Raw genomic sequence first — 15,586 nt, 5'->3', positions numbered from 1 at the left:
TCCGTCAACATGTCTTGTACAGTCAACGTTGATGGAATCAATGTTGACGACGAATCAAGCTGCTCGCCGCCTGGGCGTGAAACCGGCGACGGTCTACGCGTACGTCAGCCGCGGCCACCTGACCAGCACGAAGGTGAACCGCCACAGCATGTTCGGCGTCGCCGAGGTGGAGGCCCTGGCGCAGCGCACTGGTGCGCGCGGAGCAGTGGCCGCTGTGACGGATCGCATCCGCACCCGCATCTCCCTGCTGGAGAACGACCGCCTGCACTACCGCGGCCGGTCCGTTCCTGAACTCTCGAGCACCAAGCGCTTCGAGGACGTCGCGCACTGGCTGTGGACCGAGATCGACTCGACGGGCATGCAGTTCCCCGAGGGCCAGGAGATCTGGATGGCCCTGCCCGACAGCGCCACCCTCACCGACCGGGTCCGCGTGGCCATCGCCCTGGCCAGCGTCGGCGACCCGCTGCGCTACGACCTGGACCGGGCCGTCACCACGGCCAAGTCCCTGATCGCCGACGTCGTCGAGTCCCTGCCACTGGTGGGCAGGCCTCAGGGCACCGACATCGCCGAACGCCTGTGGGCCCGCCTCTCGCCGGAGCCTGCCCAGCCGGACCTCCTCAACGCCGCCCTGATCCTGCTGGCCGACCACGACCTGGCCATCTCGACCATGGCCGCCAGGGTCGCCGCCTCCGCCCACGCCAACCCGTACGCCGTCGTGTCCGCGGGCATGGGCGCCATGGAGGGCCAGAAGCACGGCGCCGCCACCACGATCGCGTACCGGTTCCTGCTGCAGGCCCAGTCCGACCCGATGGGCACCGTCGCCGAGCACCTGCGCTCCGGCCAGCCGATCCCGGGCTTCGGCCACCGCGTCTACCAGTCCCGCGACCCGCGCGCCGACCACCTCTTCGCCCTGCTGCGCAGCCACGGCGACCTGGTGGCGGACAAGGTGATCGCCACCCAGCCGCAGACGTTCCCGAACGTCGACCTGGCGCTCGCCCAGTTCGCCCTGTTGTTCAAGATGGCGCCGGACGCAGGCGAGGCGATCTTCGCGATCGCGCGGATCGTGGGGTGGATCGCGCACGCGATGGAGGAGTACCGGGAGCCGGGCCTGAGGTTCCGGACGATGGGCGTGTACACGGGGGACAGGCCGTAGCCGTGTGAAGCGCCAGGCGACCCCCAGGACGCCTGGCACCGCAGAGCTCGTTCAGTCCGGCAGGCCGGCGTGGTTCTCCCCGGCGAAGGCGAGGATCTGCGCGGTGGTCAGCTCAAGTTCCTCCAGGTTCAGCGCATGGGTCGCCCCCGGCACGATCTCGGTGCGCACGCGCGGGACGAGCGACTCGACGCGCGAGGCGAGTTCCCGCGCGTTGAGCAGCGAGCGCTCGCCCAGGACGAAGTAGGTGGGCACGTCGATCGACCGCAGTTCGTCATCGGTGAACTCGTGCAGCGGAGCCATCTGGATCTTGTACCTGAGGCCGCGGAACACCAGCGGGCGCATCGTGTGGCGCACGGCGGGATCGCCGGCGCTGACCCGGCGCAGGATCGCGGCGGGCAGCCACCAGCGGGCGAGCTCGCCGATGCTCCAGAGGACGAACCTCAGGAAGGCGATCCCGAACCCGCCCGGTTCGAACGCGAGGACGCCGGCGACCCCGGTGGGACGCCGGGTGGCGAGGTTCAGGGCCAGGTAGGCGCCGCGCGAGATCCCGACCAGGTGGACCTTCTCGTGGCCGAGGCCCGCGAGGACGTCGGCGAGCCAGTCCGCCTCGTCGTCGGTGCTCTCCAAGGGCCGGGTCTGTACCGAGTGCCCCGGTTCACCGATCGTGTCGACGGCGTACACGGTGTGCCGCGCCGCCAGTTCGGCCGCGTAGAAGTACCAGGACAACGACGTGCCCATCGCGCCGGGCAGCAGGACTATCGGCGAACCGGTGCCGCTGCGCCGGACGCGGGTCGAGCCGAACCGCGTCTCCACGTCCAGTTCCTCCGACGGCACCGGCCACTTCCGGCGGATCGCCTCGTAGGTGGCGAAGTACCGCTCCTGTGCCTTCTGGTCCACGAACTTCCCGACCATCACACCCCCAGGTAGTTTTTCTAATGCAGATGCAATGTAACAGCGTCGCGCGGTGCTCGTCGACACCGGTCGTTGTGACACAGTGATCACATGCCGAAGCGCGTCGATCACGAGGAGAAACGGCGTGACCTCGCGGAGGCGCTCTTCCGGATCGCTTCGACACGAGGCCTTCAGTCGGTGACGTTGCGCGCGGTCGCGGCGGAGGCGGGCGTGTCGATGTTCCAGATCCAGTACTACTTCCCGACCAAGGAAGAGATGCTGCGGCACGCGTGGCAGAGGATCACCGAGCTGGGCGCCGAACGTGCCGGGCACCGCATCACGGAGGCGATGCGGACGGGTGACGAACGCGCGGTCATGCGGGCATGTCTGCTCGCGGTCCTGCCGACGGACGAGCGCAGCCGCGTGCTCTGCGCGGTGCAGATCGCCTACTTCGCGCTGGACGTCACGCGCGGCGGTCAGTCGCCGGACCAGCAGGCGATGATGCCCTTCCTCGTGCGCCTGCTCGTTGACCAGCTCGGACTCGCCCGGAAACGCGACCGGGTGCCACCACACCTCGACCTCCAACTGGAGGCGGACGCGCTCGCGACCATGACGGGCGGCCTCCTCAGCGCGATGCTGGTCGACGTCTACGACGCGAAGCAGGCCGAGGAGATCGTCGACTACCGGCTCGGCCAGCTGTTCGGCAGTGAGGCCGGCTAGCGAGGTCCGCCCCTTGGCCGCTGGCGTGATCGCGTCGCGAAGCGGACCATGAAAACCATGAGATTGTCCGCTGTGGACAACCTGAAGGTGATCCTCGTGGCGTGGGTCATCGGCGGCCACGCGCTGCTGGGCTACGCCGCGATCGGTGGCTGGCCGTACGACGAGGTCAACGAGGTCACGTTCCATCCCGGCGTCGAGACGGTGCTGGCGGCGTTGATCGGGCCGTCGGGGCTGTTCTTCATGGGCACCTTCTACTTCATGGCGGGGATCTTCACGCCCGGCTCCATCGAGCGCAAAGGGCGGCAGCGGTTCATCGCCGAACGGCTCGTGCGGCTGGGGACGCCGTGGGTGGTCAGTGCTGTCGTGGTCTGGCCTACGTTCGTGTGGATCGCCTACAACGGGGCCGGGCGGGACGTCTCGTGGTGGCAGGCGTTCACGGGTCGGCAGCCGTTCCTGGACAGCGGGTCGTTGTGGTTCGTCGGGGTGTTGCTGATCTTCAGCATCGCGATCGCGCTGGCGCCGCCAATCGCCTCGGTCGTGAGTGTTTTCGGCCGCGAGGGCGGCCGAAAACACTCACGACCGAGGCCTTCGCTTCTAGGAATCGGCACAGAGCGCACCATCACGCCGCGGACCGTCGTGGGCATGACGATGATCGTGGCGGGGACGACTTTCCTGACGCGACTGGTCTTTCCGGCGCGCAGCGGGCAGGTCGGCGATCTGCACCTGTGGTGGTGGCCGCAGTGCCTGGGGATGTTGCTGCTGGGGGCGATCGGCGGGCACAAGCTCGCGGAACGGGTGCCGGACGAGATCTACCGGATGACCCGCAACGTCGTCGTCGGGACGATCGCGGTCCTGCCGATCGCGGCCGCGCTCATGGGCGTGCTGGATCTGGCCAAGAACGCGGAACCGTTCCTCGGCGGACTCACCTGGCAGGCCGCGACCCTCGCCCTCATCGAGGGGATCCTCGTGGTGGCGGGCAGTTTGTGGTTGATCGGGCTGGCGCAACGCCGGCTGACGCGCCAGGGGCCCTTCGCGGAGGGGCTGGCGCGGTCCGCCTACGTCGCGTTCGTCGTGCAGGGGCCGATTCTGCTCAGTCTCGCGACCGCCCTGCGCCCGCTGCACCTTCCCGCTGAGGTGAAGGCGCCGCTGGTGGGTGCGGGGGCGATCGCGTTGTCGTTCGCCATCGGCTGGTTCGTCACTTCGCGCCGAGGCGCTTCAGCACGCTCGTCGTGATGCCGGCGGCGTCCAGGCCGTGCGCTCGCAGGATGCGCGCGCGGGAGTCGTGTGGCAGGAAGCGTGGTGGCAGCGCGAAAGTCGCCACGCAGGTCGAGGAACCGGCCAGGGCCTGACCCAGGCGTGCGCCCAGGGCACCGGTCGACGTGGTGTCCTCCACCGCGAGGACCAGGCGGTGCCGGCCGCTGTACTTGACCAGGTGCGGGTCCAGGGGAGCGGTCCAGCGCGGGTCGACCACGGTGACGCGGACGTCGTGCCCCGCGAGTTCCTCCGCCGCGGCCAGGCACGGGCCGGCGAGAGGGCCGACCGCGATCAGCAGCACCTCGGCGTCCGGTTCCTCGCGCAGCACGTCGAAGTGGTTCACGCGCCGGAGTGCGGGCACGTCCGGGCCGACAGCGGCCTTCGGGTACCGCACGACCGTGGGACCGTCCGACACCTCGACGGCCTCGCGCAGCAGTGCGGCCAGCGATGCCGGATCGCGGGGTGCGGCCAGGCGCAGGCCGGGCACGACGGGCAGCACGGAGGCGTCCCACATGCCGTGGTGCGACGCGCCGTCCGGGCCGGTCACGCCGGCGCGGTCCAGCACGAACGTCACCGGGAGCCGGTGCAGGGCCACGTCCATCAGCAACTGGTCGAACGCACGGGACAGGAACGTCGCGTAGACGGCGACGACCGGGTGCAGGCCGCCCATGGCCATGCCGGCGGCAGACGTCACGGCGTGCTGCTCGGCGATCCCGACGTCGAACACGCGCGCCGGGAAGCGTTCGGAGAAGGGCCGCAGCCCCACCGGTTCCAGCATCGCCGCGGTCAGGCAGACGACGTCCGGACGTTCCGCGCCGATCGCCACGATCTCGTCGGAGAACGCGTCGGTCCAGGTCCGCCCGCTGGAGGCACCGGACGCGCCGACGGCGTGCATGCGGTCGGCCTCGTCGGACTCCGCGGCCTCGTACCCCTTGCCCTTCACCGTCTTGCAGTGCACGACTACCGGACGGCCGAGGGACTTGGCCTCCCACAGGGCGTTCTCGACGGCGTGCACGTCGTGCCCGTCGACCTCGCCGATGTAGGCCAGACCCAGCGCCTCGAACAGGTGCCGCGCCGAACCGGCCAGCAGGGACGCCGCGAAACCACCGGCCGTCGGGTCGTAGGAGCGGCCGTTGTCGTTCAGCAGCACCACCACGGGACGCGAGGAGCCGCCGATGTTGTTCAGGGCCTCCCAGCACATCCCGCCGGTCAGCGCGCCGTCACCGACGATGGCGACGACGCGGCGGTCGGTGCCGCCGAGCTCGAACGCCTTGGCCAGACCGTCCGCATAGGACAGTGCGGTGGAGGCGTGCGAGTTCTCGATGACGTCGTGCGCCGACTCGGCGGCGGACGGATAGCCGGACATGCCGCCGGCCTGGCGCAACGAGTCGAAGTCGGAGCAACGGCCGGTCAGCATCTTGTGCACGTACGACTGGTGCCCGGTGTCGAACAGCACCACGTCGGTGGGTGAGGAGAAGACCCGGTGCACCCCGATCGTCAGCTCGACGGCACCCAGGTTCGGGCCGAGGTGGCCGCCGGTCCGGTGCACCTTGGAGATCAGGAAGGACCGGATCTCGGAAGCCAGCGGGGAAAGCTCGGACGTGGAGAGCGCCCGGACGTCCGCGGGCGAGGTGATGTCAGCCAGCACGGCGCACCGCCAGCGGCAACGTGAAGGCGATCGTCTCCGTCGCGGTCGTGTGCGTCGACACGGAGACAGAACCCAACGCTTCCAGCGTGGCCACGACCTCGTCCACCAGTTCAGGGGGCGCCGAAGCACCGGCCGACAGACCCACGGACGTCACGCCGGAAAGCCACGCCGGGTCGATCTCCGACGCGTCGTCGATCAGATAGGCCGGAGTGCCGCCACGGGCCGCGAGCTCGACCATCCGCACCGAGTTGGACGAGTTCTTCGACCCCACCACCAGCACCAGGTCCGACCGCTCGGCGACCTCGCGGATGGCGACCTGCCGGTTCGTGGTGGCGTAACAGATGTCGTCGGAACCGGGGCCGCGCACCTGCGGGAACTTCCGCTCCAGCGCCTCGACCACCTCGGCCGTCTCGTCCACGGCCAGCGTCGTCTGCGTCAGGTAGGACACCGGACCGGTGATCTCCAGCGCCTCGACGTCCGCCACGGTCTCCACCAGCACCATCTGGTCGGGAGCCTCGCCGAACGTGCCCTCGACCTCCTCGTGCCCGGCGTGCCCGATCAGCACGATGGTGTCGCCGCGTTCGGCGAAGCGCCGCGCCTCGGCGTGCACCTTCGTCACCAACGGACAGGTCGCGTCCAGCACGTCCAGCGAGCGTTCCCGAGCCTCAGCCCGCACGGCGGGGGAGACGCCGTGCGCGGAGAAGACCGCCGTGGCGCCGAAAGGCACCTCGGACAGCTCCTCCACGAACACGGCGCCACGAGCCTCCAGCGAACGCACGACGTGGATGTTGTGCACGATCTGCTTGCGCACGTAGATGGGGCCGCCGCGCTGGTCGAGCAGTCGTTCCACGATCTCGATGGCGCGCTCCACCCCGGCGCAGAACGACCGGGGTGAGGCGAGCAGCACCGAACGCGGCGGATGTTCCGTCATCTAGTGCCTTCCAGAAGGGGACTCAGTGGTCCCGGTGGGTGACCAGCTGGGCGAGCGTGCCGAGCTCCACCGCCGCACGCGCGGTCGGTGAGGCCTCGCCGAGATGAACCAGCGCCTGCGTGTGGAGTTCGTCGGCCTGCGTCTGGCTCCACGCGCGACCACCGGCCAGGTCGACCAGGGATGCCGCCCGCGCAAGCGCTTCCGCGTTCATCTCCTGCTCGCCGAAGTACAGCGACGCCAGCTCCGCGGAGGCGGGAACGCCGGCGTTCAGCGCACGGACGACGGGCAGGGACTTCTTGCGGTTCACCAGATCCGAGTGCACGGCCTTGCCGGTCACCGCCGGGTCGCCCCAGATGCCGAGCAGGTCGTCCACGTGCTGGAACGCCAGACCCAGCTCGGCGCCGTAGCCGCGCATCGCCTCGACCTGCTCGTCGGACCCGTCGCCGTACAGAGCGCCCAGAGCCGTTGAGGCGCCCAGCAAAGCACCGGTCTTGCCCCGGGCCATCTGCTCGACCTCGGGCACCCGCACGTCATCGCGCGTCTCGAAGTCCAGGTCGTACGCCTGCCCGTCGAGCAACGCCACCGTGGCGTCACCCAGCGTCCGGATCGCTTCCAGGGCACGCGGATGCCCTGAGCCCGCGAGGACGTCGACGGCCAGCATCTGCAGCGCGTCCCCGGCCAGGATCGCCGCGTTGACGCCGAACACGGTCCACGCCGTGGCCCGGTGGCGCCGGGTCGTGTCGCGGTCCATCACGTCGTCGTGCAGCAGGGAGAAGTTGTGGATCAGCTCCACCGCGACCGCCGCCGGGACGGCGGAGGAGGCGGCGCCGCCGACGGCCTCGGCCGCCAGCAGCACCAACGCGGGACGGATTGCCTTGCCGCCGTTCTCCAGCACCGGGTTGCCGTACTCGTCGCGCCACCCGTGGTGGTACTCCGCGATCGTCCGCATCGACGGCGGCAGCTGGTCGACGGCCTTGCGCAGAGCCGGAAGCACGAGGCTCCGGCTCCACGCGAGCACCTCACCGGCCGGCCGTCCGGCCGCCAGTGGTTCGGTCATCTCGGCTGTCATGACTTAGAGACCGATCTCCACGTTCTCCAGCACACCCAGCGCGTCCGGCACCAGCACGGCCGCCGAGTAGTACGTGGACACCAGGTACTTGAGCATCGCGTGCTCGTCGATGCCCATGAACCGCACGTTGAGGCCGGGCTCGTACTCGTCCGGGATGCCGGTCTGGCGCAGGCCGACGACGCCCTGCTTCTCCTCGCCTAGCCGCATCGCGATGATCGACGTGGTGCCGTTCTTGTTGACCGGGATCTTGTCGCACGGCGCGATCGGGATGCCCCGCCACGACTGGAGCTGCTTGCCCTCGACCTCCACGGTCGGCACGTACAGGCCACGCGACGACAGCTGCCGGCCGAACGCCGAGATCGCCTTGGGGTGGGCCAGGATCAGCTTGGTGTTGCGGCGCCGCGAGATCAGCTCGTCCATGTCGTCCGGCGTCACCGGGCCCGAGGTGGTGCTGACCCGCTGCTTGAGGTCGGCGTTGGCGAGCAGGCCGAACTCCTTGTTGTTGATGAGCTCGAACTCCTGCCGCTCGCGCAGGGCCTCGATGGTCAGCCGCAACTGGTGCTCGACCTGGTCCATCGGCTGGCTGTAGAGGTCCGCGACACGCGTGTGGACGCGCACGATGGTCTGCGCCACCGAGAGTTCGTACTCACGGGGCCGCAGTTCGTAGTCGACGAACGTGCTGGGCAGCGTCGGCTCGCCGTCGTGGCCGGACGAGATGTCGATCTCGGCCTCGCCGTGCTTGTTCGACGCGTTCGTCGGGTTCGCCAGCTGCTGCGCGATGTGGTCGCGCAACGGTTCGATCTGCCCGTTGAGCTGCCGGAACGCCGCCCGCGACAGCACGACGGCCGTCGTCGGCGTCAACGCACGCGCGGTGAAGCTCCAGTTCTTGTCGGCGCCGGACAGGACCGGCTCGTCGCCGATGTACTCGCCGTCCGCGATCGTGCCCAGCGCCACGTCGTCGCCGTACTCGCCGAGCCCGGTCTTGGTGACCTTGCCGTGCGCGATGACGATGATCTCGTCGACGGACTCGCCGCGGTGCGCGATCACCTCACCCGGCAGGTACTCGCGCTGCTCGAAGCGGTTCGCGACGGCGGTGAGCGCCGCCTCGTCGTCGAACCCGCGCAGCAGCACGAACTCCGCCAGTTCCTGCGGCACGATCCGCACCTCGGAACCCACCGAGGTGAACGTGACCCGGCCGTCGCCGATCGCGAAGGTGAGCCGGCGGTTGACGCGGAACGCACCACCCTTCGCCTCGACCCAGGGCAGCATGCGCAGCAGCCACCGGGGCGAGATCCCCTGCATCTGCGGTGCGGACTTGGTGGTCGTCGAGAGGTTGCGGGCCGCCTTCGTCGAAAGGCTCAGCTGCCCGCCCTCGACCCCAAGGCCCGGATCGGTAACAGTCACTGGAAGTCCTGCCAATCTGTTGGTGCTGGGATGGAACTAACGAACTAGAAGAGCGGTCAGGTCACGCCGACACGCTTTTCGTCGGCGTGACCTGACCGCGCCCTTGCGGTTGAATCGAAAGCGACCGCGTGCCGAGACCGGACGGCCGGTGGAACGACTTCCGGGTGGGGACCGGGGAGTAGCTGAATCGACCGGATCGCTGTGTCCACAGCAGTTCACCGGCCAGCCACGACTTCAAAGCCTCGACGTACCGGGACAACCCGGCCTTGGCCTCCGCGTCGAGGCCGTACTCGTCGGCGATGGACGGCAGCTCACCGAGGATCGAGCCGATCTGCCGCAACCTGGCCGCGATCAGGTCGGCCACGACCGACACGGCCTGCTGCACCTCGCAGTCGAAGAACTGCTGCACGGCAAGAACAGCGCTGGTCGTGCTGCCCGCAGTCGCGTAGGTGTGGTCGAAGCCGACGATCTCCTGACGCAGCGCGGGAACGTCGCCGAACGAGTCCACCAATGCCCGCATCGTGCTGTTGCGCAACAACTCCGCGGGCAGCTCAGCGCCGACGGACTTGCGAGCGAGCTTCGCGGACAGCTCCGTGGCGATCGACCGGCGCCGCATCTCCACCAGGTCGATCGGGTCGGGCACCCGGCCCTGCGCGGTGTTGTGCAGCTCCCACAGCAACGCGTCGAAGAACTCGACCAGGTGTTCCTGGTCCTCGTTGTCCAAAGTGGACCGCGAGACCAGGTCGGCCAGGCCTCTCTCCGCCGGGTTCGACGATGGGAGCGAACCGCTCAGCACCGATTTCAACGCCGCCACGAACGCCTTGCCGCCCGCGACGTTGCGCGGCCGGAGGAAGCCGTCCCGGAACGCGTCGCTCACGTAGAAACCCCACGTGTGCCAGTCGTTGACGTGCTTCAGGTCGTCCAGGGACGCCGTCGGGTGGGTCAGCGGGCCGAAGCCGCCGTAGTCCGCGGCGTCGTAGAACGCCTCGGTCCACGGCACGCCGCCGAGCATGCCCATGTCCCGCACCCACGTCCTGGTGTGCTGGCGGACGCGGTCGACGTGCGGTGAAAGCCTTGCGGCGAAAGGCATGTCGAACGAGGGAACCTCAACCACGAGCCACCCCCAGCCACGCCGCGGACGTGCCCAGGCCGGTCGGCCCGCGCAGGATCGTGCGGAAGAACGCGGAGTTGCCCGCGCCTCCTTCGACTTTCGTGTAGCGGCCCGCGTGCAGGTGCCACTCGTGCCCGCCGGACTGCCAGTCCTGCAGACCCTTCACGTACTTGAGCACGCGCGCCTGCTCCAGCGGGTCCACGCCGTTCTCGGAGAACAGCACGGGCAGTTCGGTGAAGACGGTGTTCTCGAACTGGTGCAGGCGCGAGGTCAGCAGCGTGTTCACGGCCTCGACCGCGGTCTGCGTGTCGTGGCCGAAGAACTTCTCGAACACGAGCACCCCGTTGGAGTTCTCGCCCTCCCGCAACACTTCCCGCTCGTACGAGAAGATGTCGTTGCGCAGGTGGATCGCGTCGGAGAACGTGTCGGACAGGACCCGCAGCGGCCGGGTGCCCGCGATGGACGCGGGCACCTCGGCTGCTTCGGAGACCTCCACCAGGTTCGCCGACCACGGCGCGCCGCCGACCTTGCGGCGCATCTCGATGTACTCGATCGGGTTGGCGACCGTGCCGCTCTCGATGTTCTTGATCTCCCACATGCACTCGAGCAGCAGGTTGTGAGTGCTCGTGGTGAACCGGCGCCGCCAGTCCTGCGACATCAGCGGAATCGTCCGCTGCCACAGGTCGACGAGGCCGCGTTCGGTCGGGTTCTGCGGCTCCGGCCACGGGTCCGTGCCGTTGAGGGGCATGAACGCCGGCAGCCGGTCGAGATACGCCTTCGCACCCGCCACGTCCTTGGTCTGCTTGAACTCCGCGAAGAACTCGTCGTCGAAGTAGAAGACCCAGACGTACCAGTCCGTGATGAGGTCGAGGATCTCCGCGGGCGCGTCCGGATGGGTCCACGCGCACATGAACCCGTAGTCGTCGCCCGCGAGGATCTCGTCGGTCCACACCCCGGTGTCGAGCATCCCCATGTCCCGCGCCCACTGCGTCGAGTGGACGCGGGCGCGTTCGAGGTGGGGGTTCATCCGCGCCGGGTGCGGCACGTAGAACTCCGGCATGGTGAAGGAGGCCACCCGTTCAGAACTCAATTTGGCTAGCCCTCGCGACCGAGCTCGACGTGCTCCAGCACACCGATCGCGTCCGGCACCATGATGGCGGCCGAGTAGTAGGCGCTGACCAGGTAGTTGATGATCGCCTGGTCGTTGATGCCCATGAACCGCACCGACAGGCCCGGCTGGTACTCGTCCGGGATGCCGGTCTGGTGCAGGCCGATGACGCCCTGGTTCTGCTCGCCGGTGCGGATCAGCATCACCGACGACGTGCGGGTGTCGGAGACCGGGATCTTGTTGCACGGCAGCACGGGGACGCCGCGCCAGGCAGGCACCTGCTGGCCGTGGAAGTCGATGTGCTGCGGGTAGAGGCCGCGCTTGTTGAGCTCACGGCCGAACGCCGCGATCGTGCGCGGGTGCGCGAGGAAGTACCCGGGGTCCTTCCACACGATCGACAGCAGCTCGTCGAAGTCGTCCGGGGTGGGCGGGCCGGAACGGGTGTGGATGCGCTGCTTGAGGTCCGCGTTGTGCAGCAGGCCGAACGACCTGTTGTTGACGATCTCGTGCTCCTGGCGTTCGCGCAGGGCCTCGATCGTGAGCCGCAACTGCTGCTCGACCTGGTCCATCGGGTTGTTGTAGAGGTCCGCGACCCGGCTGTGGACCTGGAGCACGGTCTGCGCGACGCTCAGCTCGTACTCGCGCGGCGAGAGCTCGTAGTCGACGAACGTGCCGGGCAGCACGGGCTCGCCGTCGTGACCGGACGACATGCCGATCTCGGCCTCGCCGTACTCGTCCTGGGGCTTGTTGCGGCTGTTGAACGTCTGCTGGATGTGTGCGCGCAGGCCGCCCGCTTCCCCGTTGAGCGCCTGGAAGTCCTCCCACGACAGGGTGAGCACGGTGACCGGGGTGACCGCCTTGGCGGTGTACTCCCACTCGCCCTGCGGCCCCGCCAGCACGGTCTCGCCGAAGTACTGGCCGTCGGCGAGGTTGCCGAGCACGGTGTCGCCGCCGTACTCGCCGGTGCCGATCTTGTCGACCTTGCCGTGCGCGATCAGCACGACGGAGTCCTTCGGACGGCCCTTCTCGACGATGACGTCGCCGATGCCGAACTCCTGCTGCGTGAAGCGGCCGGCGAGCGCGGCGAGGACCTCTTCGTCGTCGAAGCCCTTGAGCAGCGCGAGTTCGGTGAGCTCCATCGGCACGACGCGGATCTCCGCGCCGATGTTCGTGAACGAGACGCGGCCATCGCCCAGCGTGTAGGTGAGACGCCGGTTGACGCGATATGCACCACCCGCGGCCTGCACCCAGGGGAGCACCTTGAGCAGCCACCGGGAAGTGATTCCCTGCATCTGCGGGACGGACTTGGTGGTCGTGGCCAGATTACGTGCGGCGGCCGTGCCCAAACTCAGCTGCTGACGGCCCTCATTGAGGTCAGAATCCGTCACAGTCACAACCCACACCCACCTATCTCAATGCGCTAATGGACCAATCCGATAAGCCGGAACGGACGTTAGTTCGCGCTGATGAGAACTGTGAAGGGGCCAAAAAGGCGACATTCGGGTGGGTGGTTTACGCCTGATGATGCTACGGAGCGTACAACTGCCGCCGCACGCAACCGCTCTTGTATCGGCAGGCGAGTGACCGACTGCTATTCGCGCAAGTATGGAATAAGGTACTCGTTTGGCCCAGTAGGATCACTCTTTCGAGCGCACTGATCGGGCTGGTCCGGATGATATGCAACACCACTTCGAGTGGAGTGCAATCCACTCGAAGTGGTGTGTATCAATACGACGTTGCGCCTCTCGGTGATACTGGTAAGCGTTAACCGGATTTTGTACCCACGGCTATTCGTGCTATTACGCGTCGCGACCGTTCAGGAATGATTCCAGCTCGGTGACGACGAACGCGTGGTCCTGCGCCTGAGGCAGTCCGGAGACGCCGACGGTGCCGACCGGGCCCGTGCCGCGAAGGATCACCGGGAAGACGCCGCCGTGCGCCGCGTACAGCTCCGGGTCGAGACCCGACTCGGCCTCGAACGTCGAGCCCTTCTCGCGGAACGTCGTGCCAACGTAGAACGAACTGTGGCCGAACAGGTCGACGACACGCGCTTTGCGCTCCAGCCACCTGTCGTTGTCCGGCGCGGTGCCGGGCAGCGCGACGTGGAAGAGCCGATGCCCGTTGCGCTGCACCGAGATCGCGATCGGCAGTCCTTGTTCCCTGGCGGCGGCGAGCAGGTGCAGGCCGAGCTCGATCGCGACGTCGTTGCCGAAGCGCGTGAACTGGAGCTTCCGCTCCTGGGCGAGCAGTTCTTCGCTGGACAGGCTCACAGGGACACCACCCGGTTCTCGCGTGCGGAAAGGAAAGCGGCCTCGATGACCCGCAGCGCGTCCACGGCGCCTGCGGGGTCGACGGGGATCCGTCCGGCCTGAAGTTCGGCGTAGAAGGTCTGGTACGCACCGGGTTCGACGGCGATCTCGGTCGTGTCGTCGAGGATGCCGAGCCGTCCGGTGCGGGACTCCTCACCCCAGCCGGGGTCGGTCGGGCGGCGACCGGCGTCGAGCGCGTCCTCCTGCTCGTCCAGGCCGCTGATCTCGAACGCGCCCTCGCTGCCGAGCAGCCGGAACCGCGGCCCGAGGTTCGCCGCGTGCGCGTTGGCCCACAGGTGGGAGCGGACGCCGTTCTCGTGCGTCAGCGCCACGAACACGTCGTCGTCCACCTGCGCGCCGGGGCGGCGCCGGTCGAGTTCCGCGTAGACGTTCCTGACCGGACCGAACAGCTGCAACGCCTGGTCGACGAGGTGTGCGCCGAGGTCGTAGAGCAGGCCGCCGGCCTCCTCCGGGGCGCCGAACTCGCGCCAGTTGTCCCAGATCTCCGGCACCCAGCGGTCGTATCGAGACTCGAACCGCCGAACTTCACCCACCTGGCCGATGATCTTGCGCAGGGTGAGGAAATCGCTGTCCCACCGGCGGTTCTGGAAGACCGTGAGCGGTACCTGTGCGGCCTGTGCGGCGGCGACGAGTTCCGCGGCTTCGGCCGACGACGGCGCGAACGGCTTGTCGACGACGACCGCGACGCCCTTGTCGATGGCGCGCTTCGCGTACTCGACGTGCGTCTTGTTCGGCGTGCCGACGACGATGAGGTCGAGGTCCAGCTCGAACAGCTCGTCGGCGGTGACGATCTTCGCGTCCGGGTGCGCGGCACGAGCCTGTGCCTGCCGCTCCGGGTTCGCCGTGACGATCGCGACGAGGTCCATGCCGTCCGTGGAGGAGATCAGCGGGGCGTGGAAGACCCGCCCCGCGATGCCGTAGCCCAGAAGTCCGACTCGAGTCATGCTTCCGATTAAAGCAACGCTGTTGAATAATTGCGACCGTGGACCTCACCTCGCTGCGTTCGCACAACGACAGGACCGTGCTCAGACTCGTCCGCTCCGGGGCTCTGAGCAGGGCTTCCATCGCCGATCAGGCCGGACTGACGCCGCAGGCGGTGTCGAAGATCGTGGCGCGGCTCATCTCGGCGGGCCTGCTGGAGGAGACCGGCGCCGTGCGGGACGGGGGCCGCGGCAAGCCCAGGATGTCGTTGCGGCTCGCCGCCGGCGGTGCCTACGCGTACGGCGCCTACGTCGACCGCGACGAACTGCGGGTGGTGAAGCTCGACCTGACCGGCGAGGTGGTGTCGGCGGCGGTCGCGCCGCTGGCCCCGATGTTCACGCCGGACGACGTGCTGGACGCCCTGGAGCCGTTGGTCCCGGTCGGGGAGAAGGTGCTCGGGCTCGGCATCGGCATCGCCGGTCCGCTGGACTTCCGCGACGGCGTGGCGTCGCCGAACGGCCTGCCCGGCTGGTCCTCGGTTCCGCTGAAGGCGCTGGCCGAGGAACGGCTCGGGCTGACGGTCGTCGTCGACAAGGACACCAACGCGGCCGTGCTCGCCGAGGCGTGGCGCCGACCGTTGCAGGACGCGGCGCTGGTGTTCGTGGGCACCGGTCTGGGCGTGGGCCTGCTCCTCGGAGGAGAGGTGCATCGCGGCGCACGGTCGGGGGCGGGCGAGTTCGGGCACACGACGATCCAGCTCGACGGGCCGTTGTGCGTCTGTGGACGGCGCGGGTGCGTCGAGGCGGTGCACGCGACCGCGACCGGAACGGAGGCGGCGCGTGTCCTCGGTGCGGCGGTGGCGAACCTCGTGCAGCTGCTGGACCTCGACCAGATCGTCCTGAGTGGACGGAGGGTGCTGGAGACGCCGGAACTGTACCTGCGGGCGATGCCGGACGTGGACGTGAGCGTCACGTCCTACGGCCCTGACCTGGTGCCGGTGGGCGCGGGGCTGCTGGTCCTGGGCGAATTGTTCTAGCATCGGCGGT

Annotated in this window: 13 protein-coding genes and 1 pseudogene; 4 read left to right on the top strand and 10 right to left on the bottom strand. The window is 68.7% G+C overall.

Annotated features, from left to right (window positions below):
• Window positions 1–31: 31 nt before the first annotated feature.
• Window positions 32–1,153, top strand: a complete 1,122-nt coding sequence (locus BM417_RS36885; protein WP_093604135.1) for a citrate synthase — start codon at window positions 32–34, stop codon at window positions 1,151–1,153.
• A 51-nt stretch (window positions 1,154–1,204) separates the two neighbouring features.
• Here BM417_RS36885 and BM417_RS36880 read toward each other — a convergent pair whose 3' ends face one another.
• Window positions 1,205–2,065, bottom strand: a complete 861-nt coding sequence (locus BM417_RS36880) for an alpha/beta fold hydrolase (RefSeq protein WP_093604133.1) — start codon at window positions 2,063–2,065, stop codon at window positions 1,205–1,207.
• 90 nt (window positions 2,066–2,155) lie between these two features.
• On the opposite strand from BM417_RS36880, the gene BM417_RS36875 reads away from it, so the two are divergent.
• Together BM417_RS36875 and BM417_RS36870 are read left to right on the top strand one after the other, a co-directional pair.
• The gene (locus BM417_RS36875; RefSeq protein ID WP_093604131.1) at window positions 2,156–2,764 is read left to right on the top strand and encodes a TetR/AcrR family transcriptional regulator; all 609 of its coding nucleotides are present in this window, start codon (window positions 2,156–2,158) and stop codon (window positions 2,762–2,764) included.
• A 57-nt stretch (window positions 2,765–2,821) separates the two neighbouring features.
• Window positions 2,822–3,997 (top strand): acyltransferase family protein, encoded by a 1,176-nt coding sequence (locus BM417_RS36870; RefSeq protein WP_177320804.1) that lies wholly within the window; start codon window positions 2,822–2,824, stop codon window positions 3,995–3,997.
• Here BM417_RS36870 and BM417_RS36865 read toward each other — a convergent pair.
• From BM417_RS36865 to BM417_RS36825, 9 genes and pseudogenes are all read right to left on the bottom strand, one after another.
• Window positions 3,960–5,666, bottom strand: a complete 1,707-nt coding sequence (locus BM417_RS36865; protein ID WP_093604127.1) for a 1-deoxy-D-xylulose-5-phosphate synthase — start codon at window positions 5,664–5,666, stop codon at window positions 3,960–3,962. The two genes, BM417_RS36870 and BM417_RS36865, sit on opposite strands and share 38 nt — an antisense overlap.
• Window positions 5,656–6,597 carry a 4-hydroxy-3-methylbut-2-enyl diphosphate reductase gene (locus BM417_RS36860; protein WP_093604125.1) on the bottom strand — a complete coding sequence of 314 codons (942 nt, stop codon included), beginning with the start codon at window positions 6,595–6,597 and terminating at the stop codon, window positions 5,656–5,658. Before BM417_RS36860 ends, BM417_RS36865 begins: the two co-directional genes overlap by 11 nt.
• Window positions 6,598–6,619: 22 nt before the next feature.
• A complete protein-coding gene (locus BM417_RS36855; protein ID WP_093604466.1) occupies window positions 6,620–7,654 on the bottom strand; it encodes a family 2 encapsulin nanocompartment cargo protein polyprenyl transferase in 1,035 nt (344 codons plus the stop codon).
• 15 nt (window positions 7,655–7,669) lie between these two features.
• Window positions 7,670–9,070: a family 2B encapsulin nanocompartment shell protein gene (locus tag BM417_RS36850; RefSeq protein ID WP_218164681.1), complete on the bottom strand. Its 1,401-nt coding sequence runs from the start codon at window positions 9,068–9,070 to the stop codon at window positions 7,670–7,672.
• A gap of 61 nt (window positions 9,071–9,131) precedes the next feature.
• A complete protein-coding gene (locus BM417_RS36845; RefSeq protein ID WP_093604121.1) occupies window positions 9,132–10,160 on the bottom strand; it encodes a terpene synthase family protein in 1,029 nt (342 codons plus the stop codon).
• Window positions 10,161–10,206: 46 nt separating this feature from the next.
• Window positions 10,207–11,241 (bottom strand): annotated as a pseudogene (locus BM417_RS36840) (terpene synthase family protein); the annotation flags it as partial.
• A 35-nt stretch (window positions 11,242–11,276) separates the two neighbouring features.
• Window positions 11,277–12,683: a family 2B encapsulin nanocompartment shell protein gene (locus BM417_RS36835; RefSeq protein ID WP_218164680.1), complete on the bottom strand. Its 1,407-nt coding sequence runs from the start codon at window positions 12,681–12,683 to the stop codon at window positions 11,277–11,279.
• Between the two features lie 405 nt (window positions 12,684–13,088).
• Entirely contained in the window at window positions 13,089–13,559 is a 471-nt protein-coding gene (locus BM417_RS36830; RefSeq protein ID WP_093604117.1) for a heme-degrading domain-containing protein, read from the bottom strand.
• Window positions 13,556–14,563: a Gfo/Idh/MocA family oxidoreductase gene (locus tag BM417_RS36825; protein ID WP_093604115.1), complete on the bottom strand. Its 1,008-nt coding sequence runs from the start codon at window positions 14,561–14,563 to the stop codon at window positions 13,556–13,558. Before BM417_RS36825 ends, BM417_RS36830 begins: the two co-directional genes overlap by 4 nt.
• Window positions 14,564–14,601: 38 nt before the next feature.
• On the opposite strand from BM417_RS36825, the gene BM417_RS36820 reads away from it, so the two are divergent.
• Window positions 14,602–15,576, top strand: a complete 975-nt coding sequence (locus tag BM417_RS36820) for an ROK family transcriptional regulator (protein ID WP_093604113.1) — start codon at window positions 14,602–14,604, stop codon at window positions 15,574–15,576.
• Window positions 15,577–15,586: the final 10 nt, after the last annotated feature.

This window comes from Lentzea waywayandensis, assembly GCF_900115955.1.
Taxonomy (GTDB): domain Bacteria; phylum Actinomycetota; class Actinomycetes; order Mycobacteriales; family Pseudonocardiaceae; genus Lentzea; species Lentzea waywayandensis.
The sequence above is the reverse complement of the archived record's forward strand: the minus strand, read 5'-3'. Positions and strand labels throughout refer to the sequence as shown.

Excerpts from the sequence above, each read along its gene's own strand:
- BM417_RS36885 (WP_093604135.1), top strand. The coding sequence starts at position 32 with ATGGAATCAATGTTGACGACGAATCAAGCTGCTCGCCGCCTGGGCGTG.
- BM417_RS36880 (WP_093604133.1), bottom strand. The coding sequence starts at position 2,065 with ATGGTCGGGAAGTTCGTGGACCAGAAGGCACAGGAGCGGTACTTCGCC.
- BM417_RS36875 (WP_093604131.1), top strand. The coding sequence starts at position 2,156 with ATGCCGAAGCGCGTCGATCACGAGGAGAAACGGCGTGACCTCGCGGAG.
- BM417_RS36870 (WP_177320804.1), top strand. The coding sequence starts at position 2,822 with ATGAGATTGTCCGCTGTGGACAACCTGAAGGTGATCCTCGTGGCGTGG.
- BM417_RS36860 (WP_093604125.1), bottom strand. The coding sequence starts at position 6,597 with ATGACGGAACATCCGCCGCGTTCGGTGCTGCTCGCCTCACCCCGGTCG.
- BM417_RS36855 (WP_093604466.1), bottom strand. The coding sequence starts at position 7,654 with ATGACCGAACCACTGGCGGCCGGACGGCCGGCCGGTGAGGTGCTCGCG.
- BM417_RS36845 (WP_093604121.1), bottom strand. The coding sequence starts at position 10,160 with ATGCCTTTCGCCGCAAGGCTTTCACCGCACGTCGACCGCGTCCGCCAG.
- BM417_RS36825 (WP_093604115.1), bottom strand. The coding sequence starts at position 14,563 with ATGACTCGAGTCGGACTTCTGGGCTACGGCATCGCGGGGCGGGTCTTC.